We start from the raw sequence: 25,875 nt of genomic DNA, 5'->3' as shown, positions 1-25,875 counted from the left end.
AAATGAAGCAAGTAGATATAAAAGACCTTTCAGTTGACGATTTAACTGAAAAATTACAAGAACAAAAAAGTATTTTAGCGAAACTAAAATTAGGGCATGCTGTTTCTCCATTGGAAAATCCTGCTCAAATTAAGCAAGTTAGAAGAACAGTAGCTAGAATTAACACAGAACTTGGAAAAAGAGCGCTTCAAGCATAAATAGATACTTAAGATGGAAAATAGAAACTTAAGAAAAGAAAGAGTAGGTTTAGTAGTTAGTAACAAAATGGATAAATCCATTGTTATTACAGTAGAAAGGAAAGTAAAACACCCTATCTATGGTAAGTTTGTGAAGGCAACTTCTAAATTTATGGCTCATGATGAGAAAAATGACTGTAACATAGGTGATACAGTTAAAATCATGGAAATTCGTCCAATGAGTAAAAACAAATGTTGGAGATTAGTTGAAATTATTGAAAGAGCTAAATAATTATGATACAGCAAGAAAGTAGATTATCAGTAGCTGATAACAGTGGAGCAAAAGAAGTACTTTGTATAAAAGTATTAGGTGGATCTAAAAGAAGATATGCTTCTATTGGAGATACAATTGTAGTAACTGTTAAGCACGCAATGCCAGCAGGCAACGTAAAAAAAGGAGCAGTAGCTAAAGCTGTTGTTGTTAGAACAAAGAAAGAAATTAGAAGACCAGATGGTTCTTATATAAGATTCGATGATAATGCTGCGGTATTATTAAATGCAACAGGTGAAATGAGAGGTACTCGTATTTTTGGCCCTGTAGCAAGAGAATTACGTGAAAAAGAATTTATGAAAATTGTTTCGTTAGCACCAGAGGTACTATAAAAACAAATTAAAGAAACATTTTAGTTATGGCTAAATTACACATAAAGAAAGGTGACACTGTAAGAGTTATTGCAGGAGAGTCTAAAGGTGCAGAAGGTACTGTTAGAAAAGTTTTTACTGAAAAAAACAGAGCTATCGTAGAAGGTGATGATATTAAAAAAATGTCAAAACACACTAAACCAAACGCTGCTAATCCTCAAGGAGGAATAGTTCATGAGGAAGCACCTATACATATTTCTAACTTAATGGTTATTGATGGCAAAGGAAATGCTACAAGAACTGGAAGAAAGTTAGATGATTCAGGAAAAAAAGTACGTTATTCTAAAAAGTCAGGGGAGGTTATTGTATAATGAGTTACGCGCCTAGATTAAAAAAACAGTATAAAGAAGAAATAGTTTCTTCTTTAAAAGAAAAGTTTAGTTATACATCTGTAATGCAGGTTCCTAAACTTCAGAAGATATGTTTAAACCAAGGAGTTGGTGATGCAGTATCTGATAAAAGATTAATTGAATCAGCTGTAGAAGAAATGACTATTATTTCAGGTCAAAAAGCTAACGCAACTTATTCTAAAAAGGATATATCTAACTTTAAATTGAGAAAAGGTATGCCAATTGGAGCAAGAGTTACTTTAAGAGGAGATAAGATGTATGAATTCTTAGATAGATTGATTTCAGTTTCTTTACCTAGAACTAGAGATTTTAGAGGTATTGAAAATAAAGGATTTGATGGACAAGGTAATTATACTCTAGGGATTAAAGAGCAAATTATTTTTCCTGAGATTGATATTGATAAGATCAAAAATGTAACTGGTATGGATATTACTTTCGTTACATCGGCTAAGACAAATGAAGAAGGATTAGCTTTATTAACAGAATTTGGTTTACCATTTAAGAAAAAACAATAAGACATGGCTAAAGAATCAATGAAAGCGAGAGAGCGCAAAAGAGAAGCAATGGTAGAAAAGTACGCTGATAAAAGAGCTGCTTTAAAAGCTGCTGGTGATTGGGATGCTCTACAGAAATTACCAAAAAACTCTTCTAAAGTTAGATTACATAATAGATGTAAATTAACTGGTAGACCAAGAGGTTACATGAGACAATTTGGTATATCTCGTGTTACATTTAGAGAAATGGCTTCAGCTGGTTTGATTCCTGGAATCAAGAAAGCAAGTTGGTAAAAAAGAAATAATTATTTAAAAAAGGATTAAAAATGACAGATCCAATAGCAGATTACTTAACAAGAGTTAGAAACGCTGTAAGTGCAAAACATAGAATAGTAGATATTCCTGCATCAAACATTAAGAAAGAAATTACTAAAATTTTGTTTGATAAAGGTTACATCTTAAACTACAAATTTGAAGACGATACTGTTCAAGGTAATATTAAAATTGCTTTGAAATATCATCCACAATCTAAGGTTTCAGCTATCACAAGTTTAAAGAGAGCGAGTAAGCCTGGTTTAAGAAAGTATGCAAGTTCATCAACTATGCCAAGAGTAATAAATGGTTTAGGTGTTGCAATTGTATCTACTTCAAAAGGTGTTATGACTGATAAAGAAGCTAGAAGAGAGAATGTAGGTGGTGAAGTATTATGTTATGTTTATTAATTAAGAAAGATATAGAGTTATGTCAAGAATAGGAAATGCACCAATAACAATACCTCAAGGAGTTGAAGTTAAAGTTGAAAATGGTTTGGTTACTGTAAAAGGGCCAAAAGGAGAATTAACTCAACAAGTTGACGAAGCTATTACTGTTGAAGTAGAAGGTAGTGAAATTAATGTTAAAAGACACACTGAGGAAATTCCTCACAAGGCAAAACATGGTTTGTACAGGTCTTTAATTAATAATATGGTGGTTGGAGTATCTGAAGGATATAAAACAGTACAAGAGCTTGTAGGTGTTGGTTATAGAGCAACTAATCAAGGACAAAATTTAGAATTGTCTTTAGGATTCTCACACAATATTGTTTTTCAATTACCTAATGAAATTAAGGTAACAACTGAATCAGAAAGAGGTAAAAACCCTAAAGTAATTTTAGAATCACATGACAAACAATTGATTGGACATGTTGCAGCTAAAATCAGATCAATGAGAAAACCTGAACCATATAAAGGTAAAGGTATTAAGTTCGCTGGTGAGCAATTAAGAAGAAAAGCAGGAAAATCTGCATCTAAATAAATAATTATCATAATAAAGATATTATGGCACTGAGTAAAAAAGATAGAAGATTAAGAATTAAGCGAAGAATTAGAAAGATTGTTTCTGGTACTGCTAGTCAACCAAGATTATCAGTTTATAGAAGTAATAAAGAAATTTATGCTCAAATAATTAATGATGAAAATGGAGTGACTTTGGTTGCTGCATCATCGATAGAAAAGGATGTAAAAGCTAAAGGGAATAAAACCGAAATAGCTTCAATAGTTGGTAAAGCAATTGCTGAAAAAGCTGTAAAAGCTGGTATTGATAAAGTTGCCTTTGATAGAGGTGGATATTTATACCACGGTAGAGTTAAAGCATTAGCAGAAGCTGCACGTGAAGGTGGGTTAAAATTCTAAATTTGATATAATTAGAGATATGGCAAATACAAATGCAAAAAAAGTTAGATCAACTGAAACTGAATTAAAAGATAAATTAGTTGCGATTAACAGAGTAACTAAAGTTACTAAAGGTGGTAGAAATTTCAGTTTTTCTGCAATAGTTGTTGTAGGTGACGAAAAAAATATTGTTGGTCACGGTTTAGGTAAAGCTAACGAGGTAACTGAAGCAATTACAAAAGGTATTGATTCAGCTAAGAAAAACTTGATAAGTGTACCTGTTATTAATGGAACTATTCCTCACGAACAAAATGGTAAGTTTGGTGGAGCTAGAGTTTTTATGAGACCTGCTTCTCATGGTACAGGTGTTATTGCTGGTGGTGCTATGCGTGCTGTTTTTGAAAGCGTTGGTATTACTGATGTTTTAGCAAAATCAAAAGGTTCTTCAAATCCTCACAATGTTGTTAAAGCTACATTAAATGCTCTTGAGCAATTAAGGGATGCTTATACAATTGCTGATCATAGAGGTGTGGAATTAAACAAAGTATTTAACGGATAGTATAACATTTTTAAAATGGCAATAGTTAGAATAAAACAAGTTAAAAGTCAAATCAATAGACCTGCGCGTCAAAAAAAGACTTTAATAGCTTTAGGTTTAAGAAAAATGAACCAAGTTGTTGAGCATAACGCAACTCCTCAGATTATGGGGATGATTGACAAGGTTCAACATTTATTAGAAGTAGAACAAGTAAAATAATTTTAAATAATTTATACAATGGACTTATCAAATTTACAACCTGCGGAGGGTTCAACAAAACAGCGTAAGCGAGTAGGACGTGGTCAAGGATCTGGAAGAGGTGGAACTTCTACTAGAGGACATAAAGGGGCCAAGTCTAGATCTGGGTATTCTCGTAAAATAGGATTTGAAGGTGGTCAAATGCCACTTCAAAGAAGAGTTCCTAAATTCGGTTTTACAAATATTAACCGTGTTGAATATAAAGGGATTAACCTAGATACTATTCAGGAATTAGTTGAAAAAACTAGTGCAACAGAAATCACTTTTGAATTATTAAAAGATAACGGATTAGTTTCAAGAAACGATTTAGTTAAGATTTTAGGAAGAGGTGAATTAAAAGCTAAATTAAATGTAACAGTTCATGCTTTTTCAGCATCAGCTAAAGCAGCAATAGAAGCTCAAGGCGGAGCTGCAAACACATTATAATATTATAATGAAGAAATTTTTAGAAACCATAAAAAACATTTGGAGTATTGAAGATTTGAGAGCTCGAATCATTACTACTCTAGGTCTTTTGTTAGTATATAGATTAGGTTCTTACGTAGTGCTACCTGGTGTAGACTCTACAATGTTAGAAGCTGCTAATGCTAATAATTCAGGTGGAGGTTTATTAGACTTAATTAATATTTTTGCTGGAGGAGCATTTTCTAGAGCATCAATTTTTGCTTTAGGTATTATGCCTTACATCTCTGCTTCGATTGTAATACAGTTATTAGGAATGGCTATTCCTTATTTTCAACGTTTACAAAAAGAAGGAGAAAGTGGAAGAAGAAAAATTAATCAAATTACTCGTTTCTTAACAATCATCATTACAGCTTTTCAAGCACCAGGTTACATTGCTTCTCAAATTACTACGCATCAAGGAGTTGTTCCTAATGATGGTCCAATGTGGTGGTTTTCTACTGTATTGTTACTTATTACTGGGACGATGTTTGTTATGTGGATTGGAGAAAGAATTACTGAAAAAGGAATTGGAAATGGAATTTCTTTATTAATTATGATTGGTATAGTTGCAAACTTACCTTCAGCATTTGTATTCGAAATTGCATCTAGATTTGGTATCGGTGGTGTTGGTGGTCCAATTGTATTATTAATTGAAGTTGCTCTTCTATTATTTGTTGTAGTACTTTCTATTTTATTAGTACAAGGAACTAGAAGAATACCTGTTCAATATGCTAAAAGAATTGTTGGGAATAAACAATATGGTGGTGTAAGACAATATATTCCATTGAAGGTAAATGCTGCTGGTGTGATGCCGATCATATTTGCCCAAGCAATTATGTTTATTCCATTAACTTTAGCTGGTTTTGGCGAAGGAGGAGTTACTTCTTGGTTTGTTACTACTTTTAGTAATCCGAATAGTTTTGCTTATAATTTAACATTTGCTTTAATGATTATTGCTTTTACATACTTTTATACGGCTGTAACAGTAAATCCTAATCAAATGGCAGATGAAATGAAAAGAAATGGAGGATTTGTACCAGGTATAAAGCCAGGTAAGAAAACAGCTGAATTTATTGATAATGTAATGTCTAGAATTACTTTACCTGGATCTATATTTTTAGCATTAGTTGCAATTTTGCCTGCTTTTGCTATGTTAGGAGGTGTAAATCAAGCATTCGCATATTTTTATGGAGGTACATCTCTTTTAATTATGGTGGGTGTAATATTAGATACTTTACAACAAATTGAGAGTCACTTATTGATGCGTCATTACGATGGATTAATGAAAACAGGAAAGATCAAAGGAAGATCGAGTACTGGAATGGGAATGGCAGGATAATTTACTTGTATTATGAGTAAGATTATTTATAAGACGGATGAGGAGATTGAATTAATTAGACAGAGTTCTTTGCTTGTTGGAAAAACTTTAGCAGAAGTTGCTAAGATAGTTAAACCAGGTGTTACTACGCTTCAGATGGATAAAATCGCTGAAGAATTTATTAGAGACAATGGTGCTATTCCTGGATTTAAAGGAATGTACGATTTTCCTAATACGTTATGTACATCTCTTAATGAAGCTGTAGTTCATGGAATACCTAATAATAAACCATTGCAAGATGGAGATATTATTTCAGTAGATTGTGGAGTATTGATGAATGATTTTTATGGTGATGTTGCTTATACATTTGAAGTAGGTAATGTTAACCCAGAGGTTAAAAAACTATTAGAGGTAACTAAAGAATGTTTAAGAAGAGCTATTGAAGTAGCAATTGCTGGTAACAGAATTGGTGATATTGGATATGCTGTTCAGAGTTATGCAGAAGAAAATGGATATGGTGTTGTAAGAGAGTTAGTAGGTCATGGTTTAGGAAAGAACTTACATGAAGCACCTGAAGTTCCAAATTATGGTAGAAGAGGAAATGGATTAACATTAAAAGAAGGGATGGTTATTGCAATTGAACCTATGATTAATATGGGGGTTAAAAATGTGATACAAGATAAAGATGGATGGACTATTGTAACAAAAGATAGAAAACCATCTGCACATTTTGAACACGATATTGCAATTAGAAAAGGAAAAGCTGAAGTTTTATCAACGCATGAGTTTATAGAAGAAGTATTAAAAAATAAAAATTAAATGGCAAAACAAGCATCTATAGAGCAAGATGGAACGATAATAGAAGCATTGAGTAATGCAATGTTTAGGGTAGAATTAGAAAACGGGCATGTAATTACAGCTCATATTTCTGGAAAGATGAGGATGCACTATATAAGAATTTTGCCAGGAGATAAAGTAAAAGTTGAGATGTCCCCTTACGATTTAACAAAAGGGAGAATATCTTTTAGGTATAAGTAAATAAATTGCCAACAGGTAAAAAAAATTGAAAGATGAAAGTAAGAGCATCAGTTAAAAAAAGAAGTGCTGACTGTAAGATAGTTAGACGTAAAGGACGTTTATACGTTATTAATAAAAAGAACCCTAAGTTTAAACAAAGACAAGGATAATATATAACTAGTTATTATGGCAAGAATTGCAGGTATAGATTTACCAAAAAACAAAAGAGGCGTAATAGGTCTTACATACATATTTGGTATTGGAAGGTCTTCGGCTACAAAGATATTAAATCAAGCTGGTATTGATGAAAATAAAAAAGTTCAAGACTGGGATGATGATGATTTAGGTAAAATCAGACAGATTTTAACTGATGAGTTTAAAATTGAAGGAGCTTTAAGATCTGAAGTTCAATTAAACATTAAACGTTTAATGGATATAGGTTGTCAAAGAGGAATTCGCCATAGAGCAGGGTTGCCTTTAAGAGGTCAACGTACTAAAAATAACTCAAGAACTAGAAAAGGTAAAAAGAAAACTGTTGCAAATAAGAAAAAAGCAACTAAATAATAAATAAGCTTTATACAATGGCAAAAACAAACGTAAAGAAGAAAAAGAAGGTTAACGTAGAAGCTTACGGACAAGCTCACATTCATGCCTCTTTTAATAATATTATTATTAGTTTAACTAATAATAATGGCCAAGTTATTTCTTGGTCTTCTGCAGGTAAAATGGGATTTAGAGGTTCTAAAAAGAATACTCCTTATGCTGCTCAATTAGCAGCAGCAGATTGTTCTAAAGAAGCATACGAAAACGGATTAAGAAAAGTTAAAGTTTTTGTAAAAGGACCTGGAGCAGGTAGAGAATCAGCAATCAGAACAATTCACAATAGTGGAATTATTGTTACTGAAATTGTTGATACAACTCCACTTCCACACAATGGATGTCGTCCTCCAAAAAGAAGAAGAGTATAATCAATTAATATAAATCGAAAGGAATTTAAGTTATCGAAGGATACTGACCTTAATTCATAATTTTTCTTTCATAAATAATTTACAATGGCAAGATACACAGGTCCTAAGTCAAAAATCGCTAGAAAATTCAGAGAGCCTATTTTTGGCCCTGATAAAGCGTTAGAAAAAAAGAATTACCCTCCTGGACAACATGGTCCAAATAAAAGAAGAGGTAAGCAATCAGAATACGCTATTCAATTAGCTGAAAAACAAAAAGCAAAATATACTTACGGTATTTTAGAAAAACAATTTTCTAATTTATTTACTAAAGCATCTAGAGCTAAAGGTATAACAGGTGAAAATTTATTATCACTTTGTGAATCTCGTTTAGATAATGTTGTTTATCGTTTAGGTATTTCTCCATCAAGAAGAGGTGCTAGACAATTAGTAGGTCACAGACATATTACTGTTAATGGTAAATTAGTTAATATACCATCTTACGCAGTTAATGAAGGTGATGTAATTGGAGTTCGTGAAAAATCTAAATCTTTAGAAGCTATTTCATCTTCTTTATCAGCTAACCCTGTTAAAGTTGAATGGCTAGATTGGGATGCACACTTAATGACAGGTAGATTTATTAAATCTCCTGAAAGAGCACAAATTCCAGAGAATATTAAAGAACAATTAATAGTAGAGCTTTACTCTAAATAATTTTTAACAAAAAAAACTATGGCAATTTTAGATTTCCAAAAACCAGATAAAGTTATCATGATTAACTCTGACGATTTCTTCGGAACATTTGAGTTTCGTCCGTTAGAGCCTGGTTATGGTATTACAATAGGAAATGCTTTAAGAAGAGTATTATTAAATTCTCTTGAAGGTTTTGCTGTAACATCAGTAAAAATAGAAGGAGTAGATCATGAATTTTCTACTATAAAAGGTGTGGTTGAAGATGTTACTCAAATCATATTAAACTTAAAGCAAGTTAGATTTAAGCAACAAATAGAAGATACAGATAATGAAAAAGTTATTGTTACTGTTGGTGGTCAAGATAAATTGACTGCTGGGGATATCGGTAAATTTACATCTGGTTTTCAGGTATTGAATACTGATCATGTTATTTGTAACATGGAATCGTCTGTTAAACTACAGTTAGAAGTTACAATTTCTAAAGGTAGAGGTTATGTTCCTTCGGAAGATAATGTTTCAGGTGAATCATCAATTGGTGTTGTTGCAATTGATTCTATTCATACACCAATAAAAAATGTTAAGTACAATATTGAAAACTATAGAGTTGGTCAAAAAACAGATTACGAAAAATTAGTTTTTGAAATTACTACTGATGGTTCTATTCATCCTAAAGAAGCATTAAAAGAAGCGGCTAAGATTTTAATTCACCACTTCATGTTGTTTTCTGATGAAAGAATTACATTGGATACTGAAGAAAAATCTTCTGTAGAAGAATTTGATGAAGATTCATTGCACATGAGACAATTGTTAAAAACGAAATTAATTGATATGGATTTATCAGTTAGAGCGTTAAACTGTCTTAAAGCTGCAGATGTTGATACATTAGGAGATTTAGTTCAATTCAATAAAAACGATTTATTAAAATTCAGAAACTTTGGTAAAAAGTCTTTAACTGAGTTAGACGAATTAGTTGAAAACAAAGGATTAACATTCGGAATGAATGTTGCTGCTTACAAATTAGATAAGGAGTAAAGAAATGAGACACGGAAAGAAATTTAACCATTTAGGTAGACAAGCTGGTCACAGAAAAGCAATGCTTTCTAACATGGCTTGCTCATTAATAGAGCATAAAAAAATTAATACAACTGTTGCTAAAGCAAAAGCTTTAAAGAAATATGTTGAACCATTAATTACTAAATCTAAAACAGATTCTACTCACTCTAGAAGAGTTGTATTTAGTTACTTAAAACAAAAAGAAGCTGTTACTGAATTATTCAGAGACATTGCTGTTAAAGTAGCTGATAGACCAGGAGGATATACTAGAATTTTAAAGACTGGATTTAGACTTGGAGATAACGCTGAAATGTGTATGATTGAGTTAGTTGATTACAACGATAACATGTTGAAAGAAACTAAATCTAAATCTGGATCGAGAAGAAGAAGAGGTAGCGCTAAAAAAGCTACTACTGAAACTACTGCAGAAGTAGTTGAAGAAACTAAAGCAGAAGCTGCTCCAGAAAATAAAACTGAAACGAAAAAAGAAGAAGGAAACGAAGAGGAGAAAAAAGATTAAGATTTGAAGTTTAATTTTTAGATAATTAAAAAAGGATAAAGTATTTTTGCTTTATCCTTTTTTTTATGCAACAATATATCGTAATAACCTATGGAAAATACATCAAATAAAGCAATTTTATTATTAGAAGACGGGACTATTTTTGAAGGCAAAGCTGCTGGATTTATTGGAACTACAACTGGAGAAATATGCTTTAATACAGGTATGACTGGTTATCAAGAGATTTTTACTGATCCATCATATTACGGACAAATTTTAGTTGCAACGACTTCTCATATTGGTAATTATGGTGTTTCTGATAAGGAAGTAGAATCTGATCAAGTTAATATTTCTGGATTAGTTTGTAAAAAGTTTTCGGATATGTATTCGAGAGCTGCAGCAACATCTTCTTTACAAGAATATTTTGAGAGTCAAAAGATTGTAGCGATATCAGATGTAGATACACGTGCTTTAGTTCGTTATATTCGAGATAAAGGTGCAATGAATGCAATTATCTCTTCTGAAAACATGTCAATTGAAGAATTAAAAAGTCAATTGAAAGAAGTACCATCAATGGAAGGTTTAGAGCTTTCTTCTAAGGTTTGTACAAAAGATACTTATTATTATGGTGAAGAGAGTGCTTCAAATAAAGTTGCTGTATTAGATTTTGGAGTAAAGAAAAATATATTAAGATGTTTGGCTGAACGTGATTGTTATTTAAAAGTATTTCCAATGGATGCTACTTTTGAAGAAATTATGAGTTGGAATCCTGACGGATTTATGTTATCTAATGGACCTGGAGATCCTTCTGTTATGACTAAGCAAATAGCAACAGTGAAACAAATTTCAGCTGCAGGGTTACCTGTATTTGGTATTTGTTTAGGACATCAGATTTTGGCTTTATCTGCAGGTTTAACAACTTCTAAAATGTTTAATGGGCATAGAGGTTGTAATCATCCTGTAATAAATGTAGAAACAGGAAAAGGAGAGATTACTTCTCAAAATCACGGTTTTGTTGTAAATATGGATGCTGCAGAAAATGATAGTAATATAACTGTTACACATAAGCATCTTAATGATAATACACTTGCTGGTTTAAGGTTTAATGATAGAGCTGTATTTTCAGTTCAATATCACCCTGAAGCTTCACCAGGGCCTCACGATTCTAGATATTTGTTTGACAATTTTGTAGCAAATATTGTTAAAAGCAAGAGTAAAATTATTGCCTAAAAAGGTTCTTTTTTAATTATTAAATTCAAAAAACGATAATAATTTATCGTCAAACCCTTTTTTGTAAATTTGAAACATGGAAAAAGAGCAAGTAAAATGTTCGTTTTGTGGTCGTTCAAAAAACGAAGTTGATGTTATGATTGCCGGTGTAACTGGTCATATCTGTAATCATTGTATATCACAAGCACAAAATATTGTAAAAGAAGAGGTTTCTGGGAAATCAGCTAAGGATTTTGCAACGCAATTAAAGTTGCTTAAACCTAAAGAAATAAAAGCTTCTCTAGATGAATACGTGATTGGTCAAGATGATGCAAAGAAAGTTCTTTCTGTTGCTGTTTATAATCATTACAAAAGGTTAAGCCAAATTGGTATTGAAATCAAAGATGATATTGAGCTTGATAAATCGAATATTTTATTAGTTGGTGAAACTGGGACAGGAAAAACCTTGTTAGCCAAAACTATTGCAAAACAATTAAATGTTCCATTCTGCATTGCTGATGCTACAATTTTAACTGAAGCAGGATATGTAGGTGAGGATGTTGAAAGTATCCTATCAAGATTGTTACAAGCATCTGATTATGACGTTGAGGCTGCACAAAGAGGAATTGTTTTTATTGATGAAATTGATAAAATTGCTCGTAAAAGTGATAATGCCTCAATAACTAGAGATGTATCTGGAGAAGGAGTTCAACAAGCTTTATTAAAACTATTAGAAGGTTCGGTAGTAAATGTACCACCACAAGGAGGAAGAAAACACCCAGAACAAAAATTGATTGCTATTGAAACAAAAAACATTTTATTTATTTGCGGTGGTGCTTTTGATGGTATTACACGAAAAATAGCAAATAGATTGCAAACTCAAGCTATTGGTTTTAAGAAGAGTGATAGTGAAGTTTACGATGAAGATAATTTATTACAATACATTACTCCTCAAGATGTAAAATCGTTTGGTTTAATACCTGAATTGATTGGTCGTTTACCTATTCTTTCATACCTAAACCCATTAGATAGAACAGCATTAAGAAGAATTTTAACAGAGCCTAAGAACTCTATCATTAAACAATACATTCATTTATTTGAAATGGACGATGTTAAACTTTCGTTTGATAAAGCGGTACTCGATTTTATTGTAGATAAAGCAATAGAGTATAAATTGGGAGCAAGAGGATTGCGTTCTATTTGTGAAGCTATAATGTTAGACTTAATGTACGATTTACCTTCTGATGATAGCAAGAAAGAGTTTAAAATTACATTAAGCTATGCTGAAGAAATGTTTAAGAAAACGAAGTTGGAGAAATTGAAAGTGGCATAGTGATAAGAATATAGATTAAAAAGAAAAAAGCTAGACATTATCTAGCTTTTTTCTTTTTTTCTATTTCAGTAAACTTATTTTTTGCTTCATTTAAGAACTCATCATTATAGTTAATAACTTGAGTTAAATTAGCTTTTGCTTCCTCAATTTTATTTAATTCTATCAAACATAAAGCTTTATACCAGTGTGTTTTGCTTTTGTTTCGAGTTGTTTTCGTTAACAATTCTATATTAAAGTGTTTTATTGCTTCTTCATATTTCTTTTGTTGGAATAGTGCTATTCCTTTATCCAAAACATTACCATCTAAATTTTCTTTAAATTCATCAGTTGCTAAATCATCAGCACTAGATATTGTTTGAGAAATAGCATCTTTTGTTACTTCGGCATCAAAATCATCTTTATTTTTATCATCAAAATAACCGCCAGCCATACTTTCATTACGATTTTCCTCAAGCAATTCTTTTTCCGTTTCAATAGGAACAGGAGAAGGAGCAGAAGTTTTTTCTTTTGCTCGCCTTTTGTTGCCAGAACTTTTATAAGATTTATCTAATTTTAAAGGCATATTGTCTGCTCGAGTTGATGTACTCCCAATAGCTGATAATGTAACAACTTCTTCTGCTTTCTTATCACTAATTTCATTTTCTAGTATCTCAACATCATCTTCCAAATCGATAACTTCAGCATTAGCTGCAAAACTCATCGGTTCCTCTTTCTCCATTATACCTTCTGTAATAGAGGCATCAACTTCAAGTGCTTTTACTTTTTGATTTTCTTTAGTGGCTACAATTGTTTCTGTTTGGTCTCGTTCTGTTTGTTCAGCAACATTATTATTTTGTTGTGAATTACCTATCTCTGCTTCTTGCTCAGCAGTCTCCTCAAAAGCAGGTACAGTTTCCTCCATTACTTTATTTTCTGTTTTAGGACTTGCAGTGTTTAATGAAATTTTAGATTCATTTTTGGTAACTACATTATTAAAAGTGAGGTAAGAAAAATAAGCTCCAAATAAAATAGTTAAAACAGTTGCGGCAAGCATTAAGTTTTTAAGTATAGGTGTTTTTTTATTCGCAACAATTTGGTCAATTTTATGATCAATAGTAAATAAAGCCGAAGAATCATTAGCATATTTCATTCCTTTAATTGCTTCAGAGCAAAAGTCACAATCAATCAAATGCTTTTGTATATAATGTTCTTCCTTTTCAGAAAGTTGTTGGTTAATATACTTCAACATAGTTTCCTTTGAGATGCAAGTCGTTTTCGAAAATATGTGGTTGTGTAATTCTTTCATTTTATAACATTGTATTCATATAATTAGCTAAATTTCGTTTTCCATTTTGGATGTAACTTTTTACTTGTTTTGTTGTGTAGCCAGTTAATTCGGCTACTTCTTCATATTTTTTTTCTTGTAAAAAAAACAAATCAATACAAATGCGTTGTTCTTCTTTAAGAGTTGTCATTCCTCGTTCTAAAGCAGTTAATTGTAATTCTTTAATTTCTTTTTCATGAGGTTCAAAATCAAATGTATCTGTATGATTATCGCCTAAACTATACTCATATTCATTTTCTCTTTTTTGTAAAGTTTGGTTTTTGCGTAAAGCCATTAAACAATGATTTCTACTTACGCTATGCAGCCACGATTTAAAATTTTCGATATTGTGTTTTTTTAAATCGACTAATAAATTTTCAAATATTTGAATTACAGCGTCTTTACTTTCATCTTCGTTTTTATAATACTTTAAGCAAACACCATAAACCAAATGCGAATATCTTTTGTATAATTCACCCACCAATTCTGTATCACCCTTATTTTTGTAGTTGGTAATCAGTTCAGCATCAGTTAGAGCTTTAATATTTCTTATTCTAAATAATCGCATTAATTAATTTTCAACTTTAAAGGTATACACTTTTATGTTGGTTTTATAAGTAGATGATGTTTTCATTTAAATTCCATAAAATATTTTTAATTATTTATCTAGCTTTATTACCATTCATCATTTTATTTGCTTTTTACTGTTATTTTTTTAATTACTTTTATAACACTATAACCTAACTTAAAAAAATGAAATTATCAAATAAAGCCTTATTAGGCGTTGGAGTTTCGCTATTAGCTTACGCATGCGGAAATAACGATAAATCAACTACAGAAGAACCTAAAAAAGAAATTGTAGCCGCTTTTGATATGGCTAATATCGACTCAACTTTTTCTCCATGTGAGGATTTTGAGCAATTTGCGGTTGGTAATTGGTTAAAAAACAATCCTGTTCCTGATTCAGAAAGTAGATGGGGAAGTTTTAGTGTAGTTCATGATGCAAATGAAATTAAACTTAGAAAAATTGTTGAAGATGCAGCAAGTTCTAAAGGAGAAAAAGGATCTGCGTTACAACAAGTAGGAGATTTTTATACTTCAGCTCTTGATTCAACTAAAGTAAATGAATTAGGTATTACACCTATTCAACCAATGCTTGACCAAATAGATGCGATTTCTAATGCCCAAGAATTAGTAGAGACTATGGCTGAAACTCGTAAGTACGGTTCAGGATCTTTGTTTGGTTATTATGTTTATATTGATTCTAAAAAAAGTGATGAATATATAACTTACTTATCTCAAGGAGGATTAGGATTACCAGATAAATCTTTTTATACACCATCAGATGAAAGAGGCGAGAATATTTTAGCTGAATATAAGAAGCATGTTAAAGCTTTATTTGTATTAAAAGGTGAAAGTGAAGAAGAAGCGACTAAAAGTGCTGAAATGGTTTTGACAGTAGAAAATTTACTTGCTGAAAAATCAATGGATAGAGTCGAACGTAGAGATCCTGAAAAGACTTATAATAAAATGACTGTTGAAGAACTTCAGGCTTTAGTTCCTGCAATTAACTGGGAATCGTTCTTTAGAAAAGCTGAAATTGAAAATATAAAAGAAGTAGTTGTTGGTCAACCAGAGTTTATTAAAATGTATAATTCGGCATTGACTGAAATACCTCTTGATACATGGAAAACATACATGAAATTCCATTTAATTAACGATTTTGCTGATGATTTAAGTATTGAATTTGAGAAGCAAGTATTTTCGTTTTATTCTACAATATTAAGAGGGACTAGCGAAATGAAACCAAGATGGAAAAGAGCTTTATCTAAGTCTAATGGTAATGTAGGAGAGCAAATTGGAAAGTTATTTGTTGAAAAGCATTTTCCAGAAGAATCAAAACAAAAAGTACTTGATTTAATTGGAAACATCAATAAAGTATTTAAAGAACGTGTTCAAAAACTTGATTGGATGTCTGATTCTACTAAAACTAAAGCATTAGAAAAACTAAGTAAATTCACTTATAAAATTGGTTACCCTGATAAATGGGAAGATTACAGTTCTGTTAATATTGATGCATCATCATTATTACAAAACGTGATGAACCTTAATTATTTTGAATACAAAAAAAATGTAGGAAGACTTGGTAAACCAATTGATAAGCAAGAATGGGGTATGACTCCACAAACAATAAATGCTTACTATAATCCAACAATGAATGAAATTGTGTTTCCAGCAGCAATATTACAGCCTCCTTTCTTTAATCCCGATGCTGATGATGCTATTAACTATGGTGGTATTGGTGGCGTAATTGGGCATGAATTTTCTCACGGGTTTGATGACCAAGGCTGTAAATTTGATGGTGACGGTAATTTAAAAAACTGGTGGAGTGATGTTGATTTAGCTAACTTTAAAGAACGTACTAATAAATTAGTAAATCAATTTAATGGTTATGAAGTAGTTGAAGGAAATTTTGTGAATGGAGAATTAACCTTAGGAGAGAATATTGCTGATATAGCTGGTATTACTTTAGCTTATTATGCATTAGAAAAAGCGATGGAAGGGAAAGAGGATAAGATGATTGATGGCTACAACTATCAACAACGATTTTTCTTAGGATGGGCTCAAGTTTGGCATACTAATGCCAAAGAAGAGTTCCTTGTTAATCAAGTTAAAACAGACCCTCATTCTCCAACACGATTTAGAACAATTGGGCCATTGGTAAATATGTCTGAATTTAGTGATGCTTTTGGGTGTACTGGAACAGATAGTAAAATGGTTGCTCCTGATAGTTTAAGAGTTAAAATTTGGTAGAATAAAACCAAGAGATATAAAATATTAATTATCCTCGCTTATAGCGGGGATAATTTTTTTAACAATGAACTTAAAAGATGTATATAACAAAGAATTTGTAATCAAGTTAGCTCATGAAATTAACTTAATATTTCCCGCATTTGACTGTAAAGGTTTTATAGATGCAATTATTAATAAAACATGGGAAGAAAAAGAATTGAAGGAGCGAATGCGTTTTGTTTCAAATGCCATTCATGATTATTTATCTATTGAATATAAAAAGCAGATAGAACTATTAATAAAAGTAGCTCCAAAATTTGGAGGGCTTCAAGGGCTTATTTTCCCAGACTTTGTTCAAGTATATGGATTAAATGATTTTCCTACTTCGATTTATGCACTTGAAGTTTTTACACAATATTCATCATCAGAATTTGCGATTCGTCCTTTTATTGAAACTTACCCAAATGAAGCAATTCAACAATTATTAGTTTGGAGTAAATCAGAAAATCATCATGTTAGAAGATTAGCTAGCGAAGGAAGTCGGCCTAAATTACCATGGGCGCCTGCTTTAAAAGAGTTTATAATAAATCCAGAGCCGGTTATTCCTATTCTTGACAATTTAAAAAATGATGATTCAGAATACGTAAGAAAAAGTGTTGCAAATCATTTAAATGATATTACTAAAACCCAACCTGAATTAGTCTTAGCTCTAGTTAAAGAATGGATTGGTCAAACAGCTAATACTGATTGGATTATAAAACATGGATTAAGAACCTTATTAAAAAAAGGAGATAAGAATGCTTTAGCAATCTTTAAATTACATGATGCTTCAAATCTTTCGATTAAAGACTTAATAGTTAACAAAAAATCTATAGCAATAGGAGAAGATTTATTTTTCAATTTTACATTGTTAAATGATTCAAATAGAGTTAGAAATATTAGGGTAGAATATAAAATAGCTTATATTAAAGCAAATGGTAGTATATCTAAAAAAGTGTTTCAACTCTCTCAATTAACGATTGAAAAAGGAGTCTCTAAAAGCTTTAAAAGAAAACAACGCTTTACTGATTTTACAACCCGTAAGCACTATCCAGGATTACATGAAGTAATCATTGTGGTAAATGGAGAAGATAAATGTAGTATAGCTTTTGAGCTTACTAAATAAGTATTATTTTTTTCTAACTCTCATGTTTATTATTTCAACTAACAACGAGAAGAATACAGCAAAATAAATGTATCCTTTAGGCACTTCATAGTGTAAAGCTTCAACTACCAACATAAACCCAATTAATATTAAAAAGGATAAAGCTAGTACTTGTAATGTTGGATGTTTGTTTATAAAGTTACTTATTGCTCCTGCAAAAATCATCATAACAAGAATAGAAACAATTACTGCTATTATCATTAAAGATATCTCATTGGTTAAACCAACTGCAGTTAAGATAGAATCGAAAGAAAAGATAATATCAAGTAAAACGATTTGAACAAGTGCGCTTCCAAAAGCAGAAACTTTTTTAGGCTTGCTAATCTCTTCCTCATCTCCTTCAACTTTGTGATGTATTTCAGATGTACTTTTAGCTATTAAAAATAATCCCCCAACAAACAAAATAATATCTCTCCAGCTTAAGTTGAATGTGCTTATTTCGAGAACAGGATCGGTTAATCCAATTAACCAAGTTATACCCATTAACAAGAAAATTCTTACAATTAACGCTAAGGATAAACCAATTAATCTAGCCTTTTTTTGTTGGTGTTCAGGTAGTTTTCCTGCAACGATAGAAATAAAAATAATATTATCTATTCCTAATACTATTTCTAAAAAAGTAAGTGTTAAAAGGGCAATCCAAGTGTCAGCTTGTAAAAAAAAGTCCATTTATTATCCGTTTATAGCTTCTACTTCTTTAACCTCTGGCAACATGTTTTTAAGCATAGATTCAATACCATGTTTTAAAGTCATAGTTGATGAAGGGCATCCGCTACACGAACCTTTTAAAATAACTTTTACAACGCCATCTTCAAAAGAGTCTAATTCAATAGCACCGCCATCACTTTCTACTGCTGGCTTAATGTATTCATCTAAAATTTCAGCAATTTTTTTCTCAAAATCTGTATAATCTTTAGAACTAAATGTTGGGTTTGACTCACCGCTCTCAGTTTCATTTGAAGCTTCTTCAGGAGCGTTTAAAAATTCTTCTCTAATCACAACTGATCCTTCTGAATTTAAATACTCACTAATAAAATCTCTTAGTTCAAGTAAAACGTCTTGCCATTCTATTGCGTCATTTTTTGTAACGCTAACAAAATTTCCAGCAATAAAAACGCCATTAATAAATGGGAATGAAAACAATTTTTCTGCTAATGGTGATGGACCACCAACTCTTTGATCTGCTAAGATTTCGTAAGACCTATCGTTAGTAACTAGCCAACGATTAGAGACAAACTTCATTGAGTTTGGATTCGGAGTCATTTCCGCATAGATAGTATAAGGTGCTTGAGTTTTTTCCATGGTTTTATTTTTTACAAAGATAAGCAACAATAGTATAATTTAGAATAAATCTAAATAAAAAATCCACAGCAATTGCTGTGGATTTTAATTTTCAAGGTTGCTTTTATTTAACTTTCTGAAGCTAAAACTTCCTCTAATTTTTTATGCAATTCTTCGCCTCTTAAATTTTTAGCAACAATGTTTCCTTCTTTGTCAACTAAAACAGAATGAGGAATTCCTTGTACACCATAAAGTTTAGCAACTTCGTTACCCCATCCTTTTAAATCACTCACATGAGACCAAGTTAAACCATCTTTTTCGATAGCTTCTAGCCATTTCTCTTTGCTTTCATCTAGTGATACACCGAAAATTTCAAATCCTTTTTCATGGTATTTATTATAAGCATCAACCACATTAGGGTTTTCAGCTCTACATGGTCCACACCAAGAAGCCCAAAAATCAATTAAAACATATTTTCCTTTAAAGCTTTCTAGCGCTATAGGGTTGCCATCAGCATCATTTTGGCTAAACGCTGGAGCAGGAGCACCAATCATTGATTTTTTCAATGTAGCTAATCTGTCTGCAATTTTTTGAGTGTAAATAGAAGATTTTATTTCTTCACTAAAAGAGTTGCTTAAAGCCTCTAATTCTTCAACTTCAGCTTGACTAGTTAAATAGCGTAAAGCTATGTATGCAGCAGGAACAGAATTAGCGTTTTTAGCAACATAACTTTTTATAAAATCAATTTTTATAGAATCTGCTACATTGTATTCATCTTCAAGAACTGCTTGTTCTTCTTCTGAAGCGTCTTCTGGTAATGCATAAAATTTATCTACAATAGCTTTAAGAGGCATTTCGTAGCTATTTAAGTTGTCCATAAATGAACGATATGCTGTATTTGCTACAGAACCTTTAACGCTAACACTGTCCATTAAAGTTGCAGAACCGTTAATTGTAATTTCACTATTTTCAACAAACAAAGGAATCATTTCTTTTCCTTCGTTAAAATTGATATATCTTACTTCTGGCATTTCCATTTTTCCATTAAATGAAAATTTACCTTCAGTAATGGCAGATGAATCTAATTTCATCATTTCACCATCTTTGTACTCAGATAAATAAGCCATTTTAAAGTTGGCATCAGTTAAAGTTGCATTTATTGTAAATGCAGCTTCTTTTTCTTCAGTTGCTTTTTCTTCGTTGCCACATGCAAACATTAATAATGATGCTGACATTGCTAAAGCGATTGTTTTTGTTTGTTTTATCATATTTAGGTTAAATTATAAAGTCGAAAATTACCAAATAAAATACCATGATAAATATGAAAAATATAAATGTTAATTGGAATCCTAGTCAATTAACATTTATTATGATAATTTATAATTATCTTTGTGTTATTGAGAGCAATACTTAAACATATAACTAGCTTTTTACTAATAGCGATTGTTTTAGTTTCTTCACTTCAATTGAGTGTAACTAAAATGACTTGCTTGATGACTGGTAAGGTACTTTTTTCTGTTGATGATTTAGAAGATTGTAATCCATCAAAAAAAGATGGCACTATAACAACTAAATGTTGTGATTTTCATAAAATTACTTTCGATAATAATATTAACTCATTTAGTTCAATAACTGATTTTTCTTTCATTAATCTTGATTTAATCGCAATTCAGATTCCCCAATTAATTGAGCTTATTAAAGTTAAAGAAGCTTCTATAAGTTTCTTCCATAATTTACCGCCACCACTCAGTGGTATAGAATTACTCAAAACAATTCAGTTATTTAGATTATAGGATTTTAACACTTTGCTGCTATGTGCAGAGAATTATTAAAAGTGTTAACTTATAATTTATTACAATGAAGAAATATCAATTTTTAATCTTGCTTGGATGTTTTTTGATAGCAAAAATAAGTGCCGCTCAAAAAGTACAAGGAACTATATCTGAAAGCAATAAAAGCAAATCACCAATTCCAGGTGCTAATGTTTACTGGCAAAATACAACAACTGGAACTTTTTCTGATGAAAATGGAAATTTTGAAATAGCAGAGCCTAGTCAATTTCCAGCAACTTTAATGGTAAGCTTTATAGGCTATCAAACAGATAGTATTACTGTTAAATCATTGCCTAAATCAAAACTAGAAATTAAGTTAAGTAAAGACGTTAAGCTAAAAGAATTTGAATTAACCGAACGTGAATCAAGTACCAAAATAGATTTAGTTAATCCATTATTGGTAGAAACTTTAAATAAAAATGAGTTTACTAAGGCTGCTTGCTGTAATATTTCTGAAAGTTTTGAAACGAACGCCTCAGTTGATGTAAATTTTACAGATGCGGTTTCTGGCACTAAGAAGATTCAAATGTTAGGGTTGGATGGGATTTACACGCAAATTCAAGCTGAAAACTTACCAATGATTAGAGGATTGTCGTCTGCATTTGGGTTAACTTTTGTGCCAGGTACTTGGGCAGAATCTATACAAATTAAAAAAGGAGCAGGCTCTGTAGTAAATGGTTATGAATCTATAACAGGACAAATAAATGTGGAGTTGCTAAAACCAGACAATGCCGAACAACTCTTTATAAATGTTTATGGAAATGAAAAAGGTAGAGCAGAACTAAATATTCATGGAGCTCAAAAGTTAAACGATAAATGGAGTACAATGACTTTAGTACATGTGAGCAATCAAAGTGTGGCTTGGGATAATAATGACGACACCTTTTTGGACATGCCATTAAAAACGCAATTTAACTTTTTTAATAGATGGAAATATCAAGGTAAAAAACAGGTTTCTCAATTTGGAGTAAAAGGTGTTTATGAAGATATGGAAGCAGGGCAAATTAGTTCTACTGAAACAAATCGATTGTATAAAATTGGAGTTTTAACCAAACAGTTTGAAGTATTTTCCAAAAATGGATTTTTGTTTCCAGAGCAGCCTTACAAGAGTATAGGTATCATCAATAGTTTTAAATATCACAATCACGAATCGAAGTATGGCGATAAAAAGTTTAATGCTGAACAAATGAGTGGTTATTTAAATGCGATTTACCAAACAAGAATGGTGAATGAGAAAAACAATGTAAAATTAGGAGGAAGCTTGGTTTATGATCATTATGATAAAAATTATAACGACTCTTTGTTTGGGAGAGAAGAAATTGTACCAGGTATTTTCACGGAATATGCTTTAACTACAGCGAAAAGTGCATTGGTTCTAGGTGCTCGTGGAGATTATCATAATTTATATGGTGCATTTTTTACTCCAAGAGTACATTATAAATACAATTTTACTCCACTTTCGGCTTTACGTTTTTCTGTTGGGAGAGGATTTAGAACAGCTAACCCTTATATAGAAAATGCAAATGTAATGGCAAGTTCACGAAGAGTGATTAGCGAAAAACTAGCTCCAGAAATTGCTTGGAATTACGGAACAAGTGTTACGCACAAATTTGAGCTTGGAGGTAGAGAAATGAGTGTAAATTTAGATTACTATTTTACTGATTTTCAGAATCAAGTAGTGGTAGATTTAGAAAACCCAGATGAAGTTTCGTTTTATAATTTACAAGGAAAATCATACTCTCATAGTTTTCAGGCAGAAGTAAGTGCCCAAATAACCCAACAATTAGAAATTAAAGCGGCTTATAAGCTTTATGACATTAAAACCGATTACCAAACTGGTTTAAAAGAAAAACCTTTAGTTCCTAAAAATAGAGCATTGGTTAATATTGGTTACATTACCAATTTCGATAAATGGAAGTTTGATTTAACAGGGCAATGGTTTGATGTGAGTAGATTACCAAGTACAGCTACAAATTTGGTTGAAAACCAAATTAGCACATCCTCAAAACCATTTATAACCTTAAACGGACAAATAACACGAGCATTTAAAAGAATTGAATTTTATTTAGGTGTTGAAAATATGACCAACTTTAGGCAGGATTCACCAATAATTGCTGCAACAGATCCTTTTGGTTCGGATTTTGATGCTTCTTTAATTTGGGGGTCGGTAAATGGAAGAATTGCCTATGGAGGCTTAAGATTTAGAATACAATAACTAATAATTTAAAATAATAAAAACATGAAAAATTTAATAGTAGTAATAGCAGTAGCAATATTCTCGGTAACTGGAGCAACAGTAAAAGCCCAAAGCTCGAGAGAAACAAAAAAAGTAGAAATTAAAACATCGGCACAGTGCGAAATGTGTAAAGAACGTTTGGAAAAAGCATTTGCTTACGAAAAAGGAGTGAAATCTTCAGAGTTAGATGTTGAAACGGCGGTTTTTACAGTAGAATATTTACCGAATAAAACTACACCTGAAAAATTACAACTAGCAGTAACTAAAATTGGCTACGATGCTGATGGTTTAAAAGCTGACGAAAAAGCATATAACAAACTACCTGACTGTTGCCAAAAGGGTGGAATGCACTAAAAAACAAAAAAGCCAGAAGTTAATTCTGGCTTTTTTTTATTGTATTTTTTGAGTTTACTTCCCTTTCTTTAAACGCTTTTCTTCTTTTTTTTCTTTTGGTGTTTTTGCAGCTTCTTTTTTTACTGCTTTTTTTGAATCTTGACCTTTTGCCATAACGTATTTTTTTAATTTATTAAATATAGGTATTAAATCCTTAGTTTATAGCTAAAAACAATTGATGATTAGGGTTAGAGTGAGTTGCAGAAATTTTAAATAAATACTCACCAATAATTTTAAACCCTGTTTTTTTATAAAAATTAATGGCTCTTTTGTTTTCTGTCCAAACATTTAACCATAAGCCACTTTGACTATTTTGTTTTGCTAAGTTTACATTAAATAGCAATAAGTGATAGCCCAGTTTTAAATTGTAAAATTCTTTTAAAATATACAAGCGCTCCAATTTGGTAATGTTTTCCTCTTTAAGGTTTTTGTTGGATGTGTTTAAAATAATTTTAGAGTAACCAGCAGCTCGGTTATTAGAATAAAAAAGGTGGTAAATATTAGATGAGTCTGCTAATTCGTTTTTGAAATTTTCTAAACTTAAGTTGTTTTCCATGTAGTTGTTTAGGTCTTTTTCTGGAGCACTTTTTCCATGCGATTCCATAAAGGTTTGTTGCCCAATTTTAGAGAGTAATGGAGCGTCTTGCAATGTAGCTTTTACAATTGAAATCATGAGAAAAAATAAAAATCAGTGATGAAATTACATCTTTTTTTCTTCCATTATCGTTTTATAATGGTGGTAGCGTTCTAATATTTCATTTACATAGTCGTAAACAATATAACCTTTGCAGTAGCCATGTTTTACCACATCGTCTTTGTAATATTTCGGTTCCGATTTGTGTAGTAAATAATAACTTACATCTTCCCAAACTAAAGGGTTCTTATTGTATTTTTTAGCTAACTTTTTAGCATCAATTACATGTCCTGGACCGGTATTGTAACTTGCTAAAATAAAAGGAATTCGGGCTAAGGTATCGTCAATACTTTTTTCCCAAATACGGTTTAATTTTTTAATGTATTTAACTCCAGCAATAATGTTTTGCTCAGGAGTTGATGATGTATCAACGCCAAATCTTTCGCCTGTTTGTGGCATCATTTGCATTAACCCAAACGACCCTCCCCAGCCAATAGCATTATTGTTAAAGTGCGATTCTTGGTAGATCATGGCAGCCAATAATTCCCAATCCCAATTAATAGATTTCGCGTGTTTTTTTATCAAATCGTCGTAGGGCGAAATTTGTCCGCTTTCAAGCGTGTAGTATTGGTTTTTTACCCGAGAGGTAAATAGGTGTTTGTTGTTAAAGTACTTGTTGTATAAAATTTTAAACTTTTTAGTTTTCTGAAAATCATTTAACCAATTGTTAATTGAAAGGGTTAAACTGTCGGCATTTGTTCGTGTTGCCCAAGCAATTTTTTGGTCTAAACTTAGTGTTAAGCTAGCATCTATATTTGGGTAGTGCCATTGGTTAACTAATGCAATGTTTTTGTCGGCAACTGTATAGTTAATTTCTTTTTTAACGAGTTTTTCAATAAGCTGTTCCATGGTGGTTTCTCCGGCAACGGTTTCAATTTTTAATTGCCCACCAATTTCATTATTTAAACTTTTTAGTCGTGTATTAAAAGAGGAGCCTTCTCTTACTACGACTGTTTTACCAGCTAAGTCGAGTGGCGATTGTAAAAGTGAATTAGCCAATTCTTTTTTATTCATTTTTCGCCAATTGTCAGGTTTTCGTTGAACCAGCACTTGTTTAGTAATAATAATGGGTAATGTAAAATTTACTTCAGTTAATCGTTGGTTAGTAATAGTAAGGTTGGCTGCAACAATGTCGGCAACACCACTGTTTAAATCTACAAAAACACTATCCATATTTTTGATAGGAATTACTTCGAGCTCTACTCCAATGTGTTCAGTGTATTTTTTAAGTAATTCATATTCAAATCCCATTGGTATTCCTTTGTAAAGAAAATAACTAGTAGAACTGTAATTTATGAGAGCTTTTAGGCTGCCGTTAGTTTTTATTTTGTCAATATCTCTATCAATAATTTTACGATTAGCATCCTTTGGTTTTGGAGTACACGCAACTAAAACAATAACTATATAACTGATATGTTTTAAAAATTTTATCATGCGGTATTCAATTACTAATTTAGCGTAA

35 protein-coding genes are annotated in these 25,875 nt (G+C 31.4%); 28 read left to right on the top strand and 7 right to left on the bottom strand.

Annotated elements, in window-relative coordinates; genetic code table 11:
- The first annotated feature begins 2 nt into the window (after window positions 1-2).
- The 23 genes from rpmC (at window position 3) to clpX (ending at window position 12,677) form a co-directional block, all read left to right on the top strand.
- Window positions 3-197 (top strand): 50S ribosomal protein L29, encoded by a 195-nt coding sequence (gene rpmC / locus FRY74_RS03910; protein ID WP_147098788.1) that lies wholly within the window; start codon window positions 3-5, stop codon window positions 195-197.
- A 13-nt stretch (window positions 198-210) separates the two neighbouring features.
- Window positions 211-468 (top strand): 30S ribosomal protein S17, encoded by a 258-nt coding sequence (gene rpsQ, locus FRY74_RS03905; protein ID WP_147098787.1) that lies wholly within the window; start codon window positions 211-213, stop codon window positions 466-468.
- 2 nt (window positions 469-470) lie between these two features.
- Window positions 471-839 carry a 50S ribosomal protein L14 gene (gene rplN / locus FRY74_RS03900; RefSeq protein ID WP_147098785.1) on the top strand — a complete coding sequence of 123 codons (369 nt, stop codon included), beginning with the start codon at window positions 471-473 and terminating at the stop codon, window positions 837-839.
- A 26-nt stretch (window positions 840-865) separates the two neighbouring features.
- Complete coding sequence (gene rplX / locus FRY74_RS03895; RefSeq protein ID WP_147098783.1) at window positions 866-1,189, top strand: 50S ribosomal protein L24; 324 nt, start codon at window positions 866-868, stop codon at window positions 1,187-1,189.
- On the top strand, window positions 1,189-1,743 hold the full coding sequence (rplE, locus tag FRY74_RS03890) for a 50S ribosomal protein L5 (RefSeq protein ID WP_147098781.1): 555 nt from the start codon (window positions 1,189-1,191) through the stop codon (window positions 1,741-1,743). The genes rplX and rplE overlap by 1 nt, the downstream gene beginning before the upstream one ends.
- Before the next feature lie 3 nt (window positions 1,744-1,746).
- On the top strand, window positions 1,747-2,016 hold the full coding sequence (gene rpsN, locus FRY74_RS03885) for a 30S ribosomal protein S14 (protein ID WP_147098779.1): 270 nt from the start codon (window positions 1,747-1,749) through the stop codon (window positions 2,014-2,016).
- Window positions 2,017-2,048: 32 nt separating this feature from the next.
- Window positions 2,049-2,444 (top strand): 30S ribosomal protein S8, encoded by a 396-nt coding sequence (gene rpsH, locus FRY74_RS03880; RefSeq protein ID WP_147098777.1) that lies wholly within the window; start codon window positions 2,049-2,051, stop codon window positions 2,442-2,444.
- A gap of 19 nt (window positions 2,445-2,463) precedes the next feature.
- Entirely contained in the window at window positions 2,464-3,015 is a 552-nt protein-coding gene (rplF, locus tag FRY74_RS03875; protein ID WP_147098775.1) for a 50S ribosomal protein L6, read from the top strand.
- 23 nt (window positions 3,016-3,038) lie between these two features.
- Entirely contained in the window at window positions 3,039-3,392 is a 354-nt protein-coding gene (rplR, locus tag FRY74_RS03870; protein WP_147098774.1) for a 50S ribosomal protein L18, read from the top strand.
- A gap of 19 nt (window positions 3,393-3,411) precedes the next feature.
- Window positions 3,412-3,930, top strand: a complete 519-nt coding sequence (gene rpsE / locus FRY74_RS03865) for a 30S ribosomal protein S5 (protein WP_147098772.1) — start codon at window positions 3,412-3,414, stop codon at window positions 3,928-3,930.
- Window positions 3,931-3,945: 15 nt separating this feature from the next.
- Window positions 3,946-4,128 (top strand): 50S ribosomal protein L30, encoded by a 183-nt coding sequence (gene rpmD, locus FRY74_RS03860; RefSeq protein WP_147098770.1) that lies wholly within the window; start codon window positions 3,946-3,948, stop codon window positions 4,126-4,128.
- Window positions 4,129-4,146: 18 nt separating this feature from the next.
- Complete coding sequence (gene rplO, locus FRY74_RS03855) at window positions 4,147-4,593, top strand: 50S ribosomal protein L15 (RefSeq protein WP_147098768.1); 447 nt, start codon at window positions 4,147-4,149, stop codon at window positions 4,591-4,593.
- Between the two features lie 7 nt (window positions 4,594-4,600).
- Entirely contained in the window at window positions 4,601-5,950 is a 1,350-nt protein-coding gene (gene secY / locus FRY74_RS03850) for a preprotein translocase subunit SecY (RefSeq protein ID WP_147098766.1), read from the top strand.
- 12 nt (window positions 5,951-5,962) lie between these two features.
- Entirely contained in the window at window positions 5,963-6,748 is a 786-nt protein-coding gene (gene map / locus FRY74_RS03845) for a type I methionyl aminopeptidase (RefSeq protein ID WP_147098764.1), read from the top strand.
- Complete coding sequence (gene infA, locus FRY74_RS03840; protein WP_147098762.1) at window positions 6,749-6,967, top strand: translation initiation factor IF-1; 219 nt, start codon at window positions 6,749-6,751, stop codon at window positions 6,965-6,967. It abuts the gene before it with no gap.
- Between the two features lie 32 nt (window positions 6,968-6,999).
- The gene (ykgO, locus tag FRY74_RS03835; protein ID WP_009779203.1) at window positions 7,000-7,116 is read left to right on the top strand and encodes a type B 50S ribosomal protein L36; all 117 of its coding nucleotides are present in this window, start codon (window positions 7,000-7,002) and stop codon (window positions 7,114-7,116) included.
- 16 nt (window positions 7,117-7,132) lie between these two features.
- Window positions 7,133-7,510, top strand: a complete 378-nt coding sequence (rpsM, locus tag FRY74_RS03830; protein ID WP_147098761.1) for a 30S ribosomal protein S13 — start codon at window positions 7,133-7,135, stop codon at window positions 7,508-7,510.
- A gap of 17 nt (window positions 7,511-7,527) precedes the next feature.
- Complete coding sequence (gene rpsK / locus FRY74_RS03825) at window positions 7,528-7,914, top strand: 30S ribosomal protein S11 (RefSeq protein WP_147098759.1); 387 nt, start codon at window positions 7,528-7,530, stop codon at window positions 7,912-7,914.
- Window positions 7,915-7,998: 84 nt separating this feature from the next.
- A complete protein-coding gene (gene rpsD / locus FRY74_RS03820; protein ID WP_147098757.1) occupies window positions 7,999-8,604 on the top strand; it encodes a 30S ribosomal protein S4 in 606 nt (201 codons plus the stop codon).
- Window positions 8,605-8,622: 18 nt separating this feature from the next.
- Complete coding sequence (locus tag FRY74_RS03815; RefSeq protein ID WP_147098755.1) at window positions 8,623-9,615, top strand: DNA-directed RNA polymerase subunit alpha; 993 nt, start codon at window positions 8,623-8,625, stop codon at window positions 9,613-9,615.
- Between the two features lie 4 nt (window positions 9,616-9,619).
- Window positions 9,620-10,156 (top strand): 50S ribosomal protein L17, encoded by a 537-nt coding sequence (gene rplQ / locus FRY74_RS03810; protein ID WP_147098753.1) that lies wholly within the window; start codon window positions 9,620-9,622, stop codon window positions 10,154-10,156.
- Window positions 10,157-10,246: 90 nt separating this feature from the next.
- Window positions 10,247-11,365 carry a glutamine-hydrolyzing carbamoyl-phosphate synthase small subunit gene (gene carA / locus FRY74_RS03805; protein WP_147098751.1) on the top strand — a complete coding sequence of 373 codons (1,119 nt, stop codon included), beginning with the start codon at window positions 10,247-10,249 and terminating at the stop codon, window positions 11,363-11,365.
- Between the two features lie 76 nt (window positions 11,366-11,441).
- Complete coding sequence (gene clpX / locus FRY74_RS03800) at window positions 11,442-12,677, top strand: ATP-dependent Clp protease ATP-binding subunit ClpX (RefSeq protein ID WP_147098749.1); 1,236 nt, start codon at window positions 11,442-11,444, stop codon at window positions 12,675-12,677.
- Window positions 12,678-12,714: 37 nt separating this feature from the next.
- Here clpX and FRY74_RS03795 read toward each other — a convergent pair whose 3' ends face one another.
- Together FRY74_RS03795 and FRY74_RS03790 are read right to left on the bottom strand one after the other, a co-directional pair.
- Window positions 12,715-13,905: a tol-pal system YbgF family protein gene (locus tag FRY74_RS03795; RefSeq protein ID WP_147098747.1), complete on the bottom strand. Its 1,191-nt coding sequence runs from the start codon at window positions 13,903-13,905 to the stop codon at window positions 12,715-12,717.
- 58 nt (window positions 13,906-13,963) lie between these two features.
- Window positions 13,964-14,548 carry an RNA polymerase sigma factor gene (locus FRY74_RS03790; RefSeq protein ID WP_147098745.1) on the bottom strand — a complete coding sequence of 195 codons (585 nt, stop codon included), beginning with the start codon at window positions 14,546-14,548 and terminating at the stop codon, window positions 13,964-13,966.
- A 185-nt stretch (window positions 14,549-14,733) separates the two neighbouring features.
- On the opposite strand from FRY74_RS03790, the gene FRY74_RS03785 reads away from it, so the two are divergent.
- Window positions 14,734-16,794 (top strand): M13 family metallopeptidase, encoded by a 2,061-nt coding sequence (locus tag FRY74_RS03785; protein ID WP_147098743.1) that lies wholly within the window; start codon window positions 14,734-14,736, stop codon window positions 16,792-16,794.
- 64 nt (window positions 16,795-16,858) lie between these two features.
- A complete protein-coding gene (locus FRY74_RS03780) occupies window positions 16,859-17,938 on the top strand; it encodes a DNA alkylation repair protein (RefSeq protein WP_147098741.1) in 1,080 nt (359 codons plus the stop codon).
- Window positions 17,939-17,941: 3 nt separating this feature from the next.
- On the opposite strand, the gene FRY74_RS03775 is transcribed toward FRY74_RS03780, so the two are convergent.
- The 3 genes from FRY74_RS03775 to FRY74_RS03765 all read right to left on the bottom strand — a co-directional run bounded on the left by FRY74_RS03775 (window position 17,942) and on the right by FRY74_RS03765 (window position 20,526).
- Complete coding sequence (locus FRY74_RS03775) at window positions 17,942-18,646, bottom strand: TerC family protein (protein WP_147098739.1); 705 nt, start codon at window positions 18,644-18,646, stop codon at window positions 17,942-17,944.
- Window positions 18,647-18,649: 3 nt separating this feature from the next.
- Complete coding sequence (locus FRY74_RS03770) at window positions 18,650-19,279, bottom strand: NifU family protein (protein WP_147098737.1); 630 nt, start codon at window positions 19,277-19,279, stop codon at window positions 18,650-18,652.
- A gap of 107 nt (window positions 19,280-19,386) precedes the next feature.
- The gene (locus FRY74_RS03765; RefSeq protein ID WP_147098735.1) at window positions 19,387-20,526 is read right to left on the bottom strand and encodes a TlpA disulfide reductase family protein; all 1,140 of its coding nucleotides are present in this window, start codon (window positions 20,524-20,526) and stop codon (window positions 19,387-19,389) included.
- Between the two features lie 225 nt (window positions 20,527-20,751).
- Between FRY74_RS03765 and FRY74_RS03760 the strand changes: the two genes are divergently transcribed.
- The 3 genes from FRY74_RS03760 to FRY74_RS03750 all read left to right on the top strand — a co-directional run bounded on the left by FRY74_RS03760 (window position 20,752) and on the right by FRY74_RS03750 (window position 23,680).
- A complete protein-coding gene (locus tag FRY74_RS03760; RefSeq protein ID WP_147098733.1) occupies window positions 20,752-21,051 on the top strand; it encodes a hypothetical protein in 300 nt (99 codons plus the stop codon).
- Window positions 21,052-21,115: 64 nt separating this feature from the next.
- Complete coding sequence (locus FRY74_RS03755) at window positions 21,116-23,305, top strand: TonB-dependent receptor (RefSeq protein WP_147098731.1); 2,190 nt, start codon at window positions 21,116-21,118, stop codon at window positions 23,303-23,305.
- Window positions 23,306-23,329: 24 nt separating this feature from the next.
- Window positions 23,330-23,680, top strand: coding sequence for a heavy-metal-associated domain-containing protein (locus tag FRY74_RS03750; RefSeq protein WP_147098729.1), 351 nt, complete (start codon window positions 23,330-23,332; stop codon window positions 23,678-23,680).
- A 193-nt stretch (window positions 23,681-23,873) separates the two neighbouring features.
- On the opposite strand, the gene FRY74_RS03745 is transcribed toward FRY74_RS03750, so the two are convergent.
- The gene (locus FRY74_RS03745; RefSeq protein ID WP_147098727.1) at window positions 23,874-24,392 is read right to left on the bottom strand and encodes a GNAT family N-acetyltransferase; all 519 of its coding nucleotides are present in this window, start codon (window positions 24,390-24,392) and stop codon (window positions 23,874-23,876) included.
- A gap of 27 nt (window positions 24,393-24,419) precedes the next feature.
- Window positions 24,420-25,847 carry an MltF family protein gene (locus FRY74_RS03740; protein ID WP_147098725.1) on the bottom strand — a complete coding sequence of 476 codons (1,428 nt, stop codon included), beginning with the start codon at window positions 25,845-25,847 and terminating at the stop codon, window positions 24,420-24,422.
- Between the last annotated feature and the right edge of the window lie 28 nt (window positions 25,848-25,875).

Origin of the sequence: Vicingus serpentipes (assembly GCF_007993035.1) — a bacterium.
GTDB lineage: Bacteria > Bacteroidota > Bacteroidia > Flavobacteriales_E > Vicingaceae > Vicingus > Vicingus serpentipes.
The sequence above is the reverse complement of the archived record's forward strand: the minus strand, read 5'-3'. Positions and strand labels throughout refer to the sequence as shown.

Bases quoted from the DNA above. Each gene is read 5' to 3' on its own strand.
- rplQ (WP_147098753.1), top strand. From the start codon at position 9,620: ATGAGACACGGAAAGAAATTTAACCATTTAGGTAGACAAGCTGGTCAC.
- FRY74_RS03760 (WP_147098733.1), top strand. From the start codon at position 20,752: ATGACTGGTAAGGTACTTTTTTCTGTTGATGATTTAGAAGATTGTAAT.
- rpsE (WP_147098772.1), top strand. From the start codon at position 3,412: ATGGCAAATACAAATGCAAAAAAAGTTAGATCAACTGAAACTGAATTA.
- FRY74_RS03740 (WP_147098725.1), bottom strand. From the start codon at position 25,847: ATGATAAAATTTTTAAAACATATCAGTTATATAGTTATTGTTTTAGTT.
- rpsK (WP_147098759.1), top strand. From the start codon at position 7,528: ATGGCAAAAACAAACGTAAAGAAGAAAAAGAAGGTTAACGTAGAAGCT.
- rpsQ (WP_147098787.1), top strand. From the start codon at position 211: ATGGAAAATAGAAACTTAAGAAAAGAAAGAGTAGGTTTAGTAGTTAGT.
- rpsM (WP_147098761.1), top strand. From the start codon at position 7,133: ATGGCAAGAATTGCAGGTATAGATTTACCAAAAAACAAAAGAGGCGTA.
- rpsN (WP_147098779.1), top strand. From the start codon at position 1,747: ATGGCTAAAGAATCAATGAAAGCGAGAGAGCGCAAAAGAGAAGCAATG.
- ykgO (WP_009779203.1), top strand. From the start codon at position 7,000: ATGAAAGTAAGAGCATCAGTTAAAAAAAGAAGTGCTGACTGTAAGATA.
- rpsD (WP_147098757.1), top strand. From the start codon at position 7,999: ATGGCAAGATACACAGGTCCTAAGTCAAAAATCGCTAGAAAATTCAGA.
- FRY74_RS03790 (WP_147098745.1), bottom strand. From the start codon at position 14,548: ATGCGATTATTTAGAATAAGAAATATTAAAGCTCTAACTGATGCTGAA.
- rplX (WP_147098783.1), top strand. From the start codon at position 866: ATGGCTAAATTACACATAAAGAAAGGTGACACTGTAAGAGTTATTGCA.
- FRY74_RS03750 (WP_147098729.1), top strand. From the start codon at position 23,330: ATGAAAAATTTAATAGTAGTAATAGCAGTAGCAATATTCTCGGTAACT.
- clpX (WP_147098749.1), top strand. From the start codon at position 11,442: ATGGAAAAAGAGCAAGTAAAATGTTCGTTTTGTGGTCGTTCAAAAAAC.
- FRY74_RS03755 (WP_147098731.1), top strand. From the start codon at position 21,116: ATGAAGAAATATCAATTTTTAATCTTGCTTGGATGTTTTTTGATAGCA.
- rpsH (WP_147098777.1), top strand. From the start codon at position 2,049: ATGACAGATCCAATAGCAGATTACTTAACAAGAGTTAGAAACGCTGTA.
- rplO (WP_147098768.1), top strand. From the start codon at position 4,147: ATGGACTTATCAAATTTACAACCTGCGGAGGGTTCAACAAAACAGCGT.
- rplN (WP_147098785.1), top strand. From the start codon at position 471: ATGATACAGCAAGAAAGTAGATTATCAGTAGCTGATAACAGTGGAGCA.
- secY (WP_147098766.1), top strand. From the start codon at position 4,601: ATGAAGAAATTTTTAGAAACCATAAAAAACATTTGGAGTATTGAAGAT.
- infA (WP_147098762.1), top strand. From the start codon at position 6,749: ATGGCAAAACAAGCATCTATAGAGCAAGATGGAACGATAATAGAAGCA.
- rplF (WP_147098775.1), top strand. From the start codon at position 2,464: ATGTCAAGAATAGGAAATGCACCAATAACAATACCTCAAGGAGTTGAA.
- rplE (WP_147098781.1), top strand. From the start codon at position 1,189: ATGAGTTACGCGCCTAGATTAAAAAAACAGTATAAAGAAGAAATAGTT.
- FRY74_RS03775 (WP_147098739.1), bottom strand. From the start codon at position 18,646: ATGGACTTTTTTTTACAAGCTGACACTTGGATTGCCCTTTTAACACTT.
- FRY74_RS03795 (WP_147098747.1), bottom strand. From the start codon at position 13,905: ATGTTGAAGTATATTAACCAACAACTTTCTGAAAAGGAAGAACATTAT.
- FRY74_RS03765 (WP_147098735.1), bottom strand. From the start codon at position 20,526: ATGATAAAACAAACAAAAACAATCGCTTTAGCAATGTCAGCATCATTA.
- rplR (WP_147098774.1), top strand. From the start codon at position 3,039: ATGGCACTGAGTAAAAAAGATAGAAGATTAAGAATTAAGCGAAGAATT.
- map (WP_147098764.1), top strand. From the start codon at position 5,963: ATGAGTAAGATTATTTATAAGACGGATGAGGAGATTGAATTAATTAGA.
- FRY74_RS03815 (WP_147098755.1), top strand. From the start codon at position 8,623: ATGGCAATTTTAGATTTCCAAAAACCAGATAAAGTTATCATGATTAAC.
- rpmD (WP_147098770.1), top strand. From the start codon at position 3,946: ATGGCAATAGTTAGAATAAAACAAGTTAAAAGTCAAATCAATAGACCT.
- FRY74_RS03780 (WP_147098741.1), top strand. From the start codon at position 16,859: ATGAACTTAAAAGATGTATATAACAAAGAATTTGTAATCAAGTTAGCT.
- FRY74_RS03745 (WP_147098727.1), bottom strand. From the start codon at position 24,392: ATGATTTCAATTGTAAAAGCTACATTGCAAGACGCTCCATTACTCTCT.
- carA (WP_147098751.1), top strand. From the start codon at position 10,247: ATGGAAAATACATCAAATAAAGCAATTTTATTATTAGAAGACGGGACT.
- FRY74_RS03785 (WP_147098743.1), top strand. From the start codon at position 14,734: ATGAAATTATCAAATAAAGCCTTATTAGGCGTTGGAGTTTCGCTATTA.
- FRY74_RS03770 (WP_147098737.1), bottom strand. From the start codon at position 19,279: ATGGAAAAAACTCAAGCACCTTATACTATCTATGCGGAAATGACTCCG.
- rpmC (WP_147098788.1), top strand. From the start codon at position 3: ATGAAGCAAGTAGATATAAAAGACCTTTCAGTTGACGATTTAACTGAA.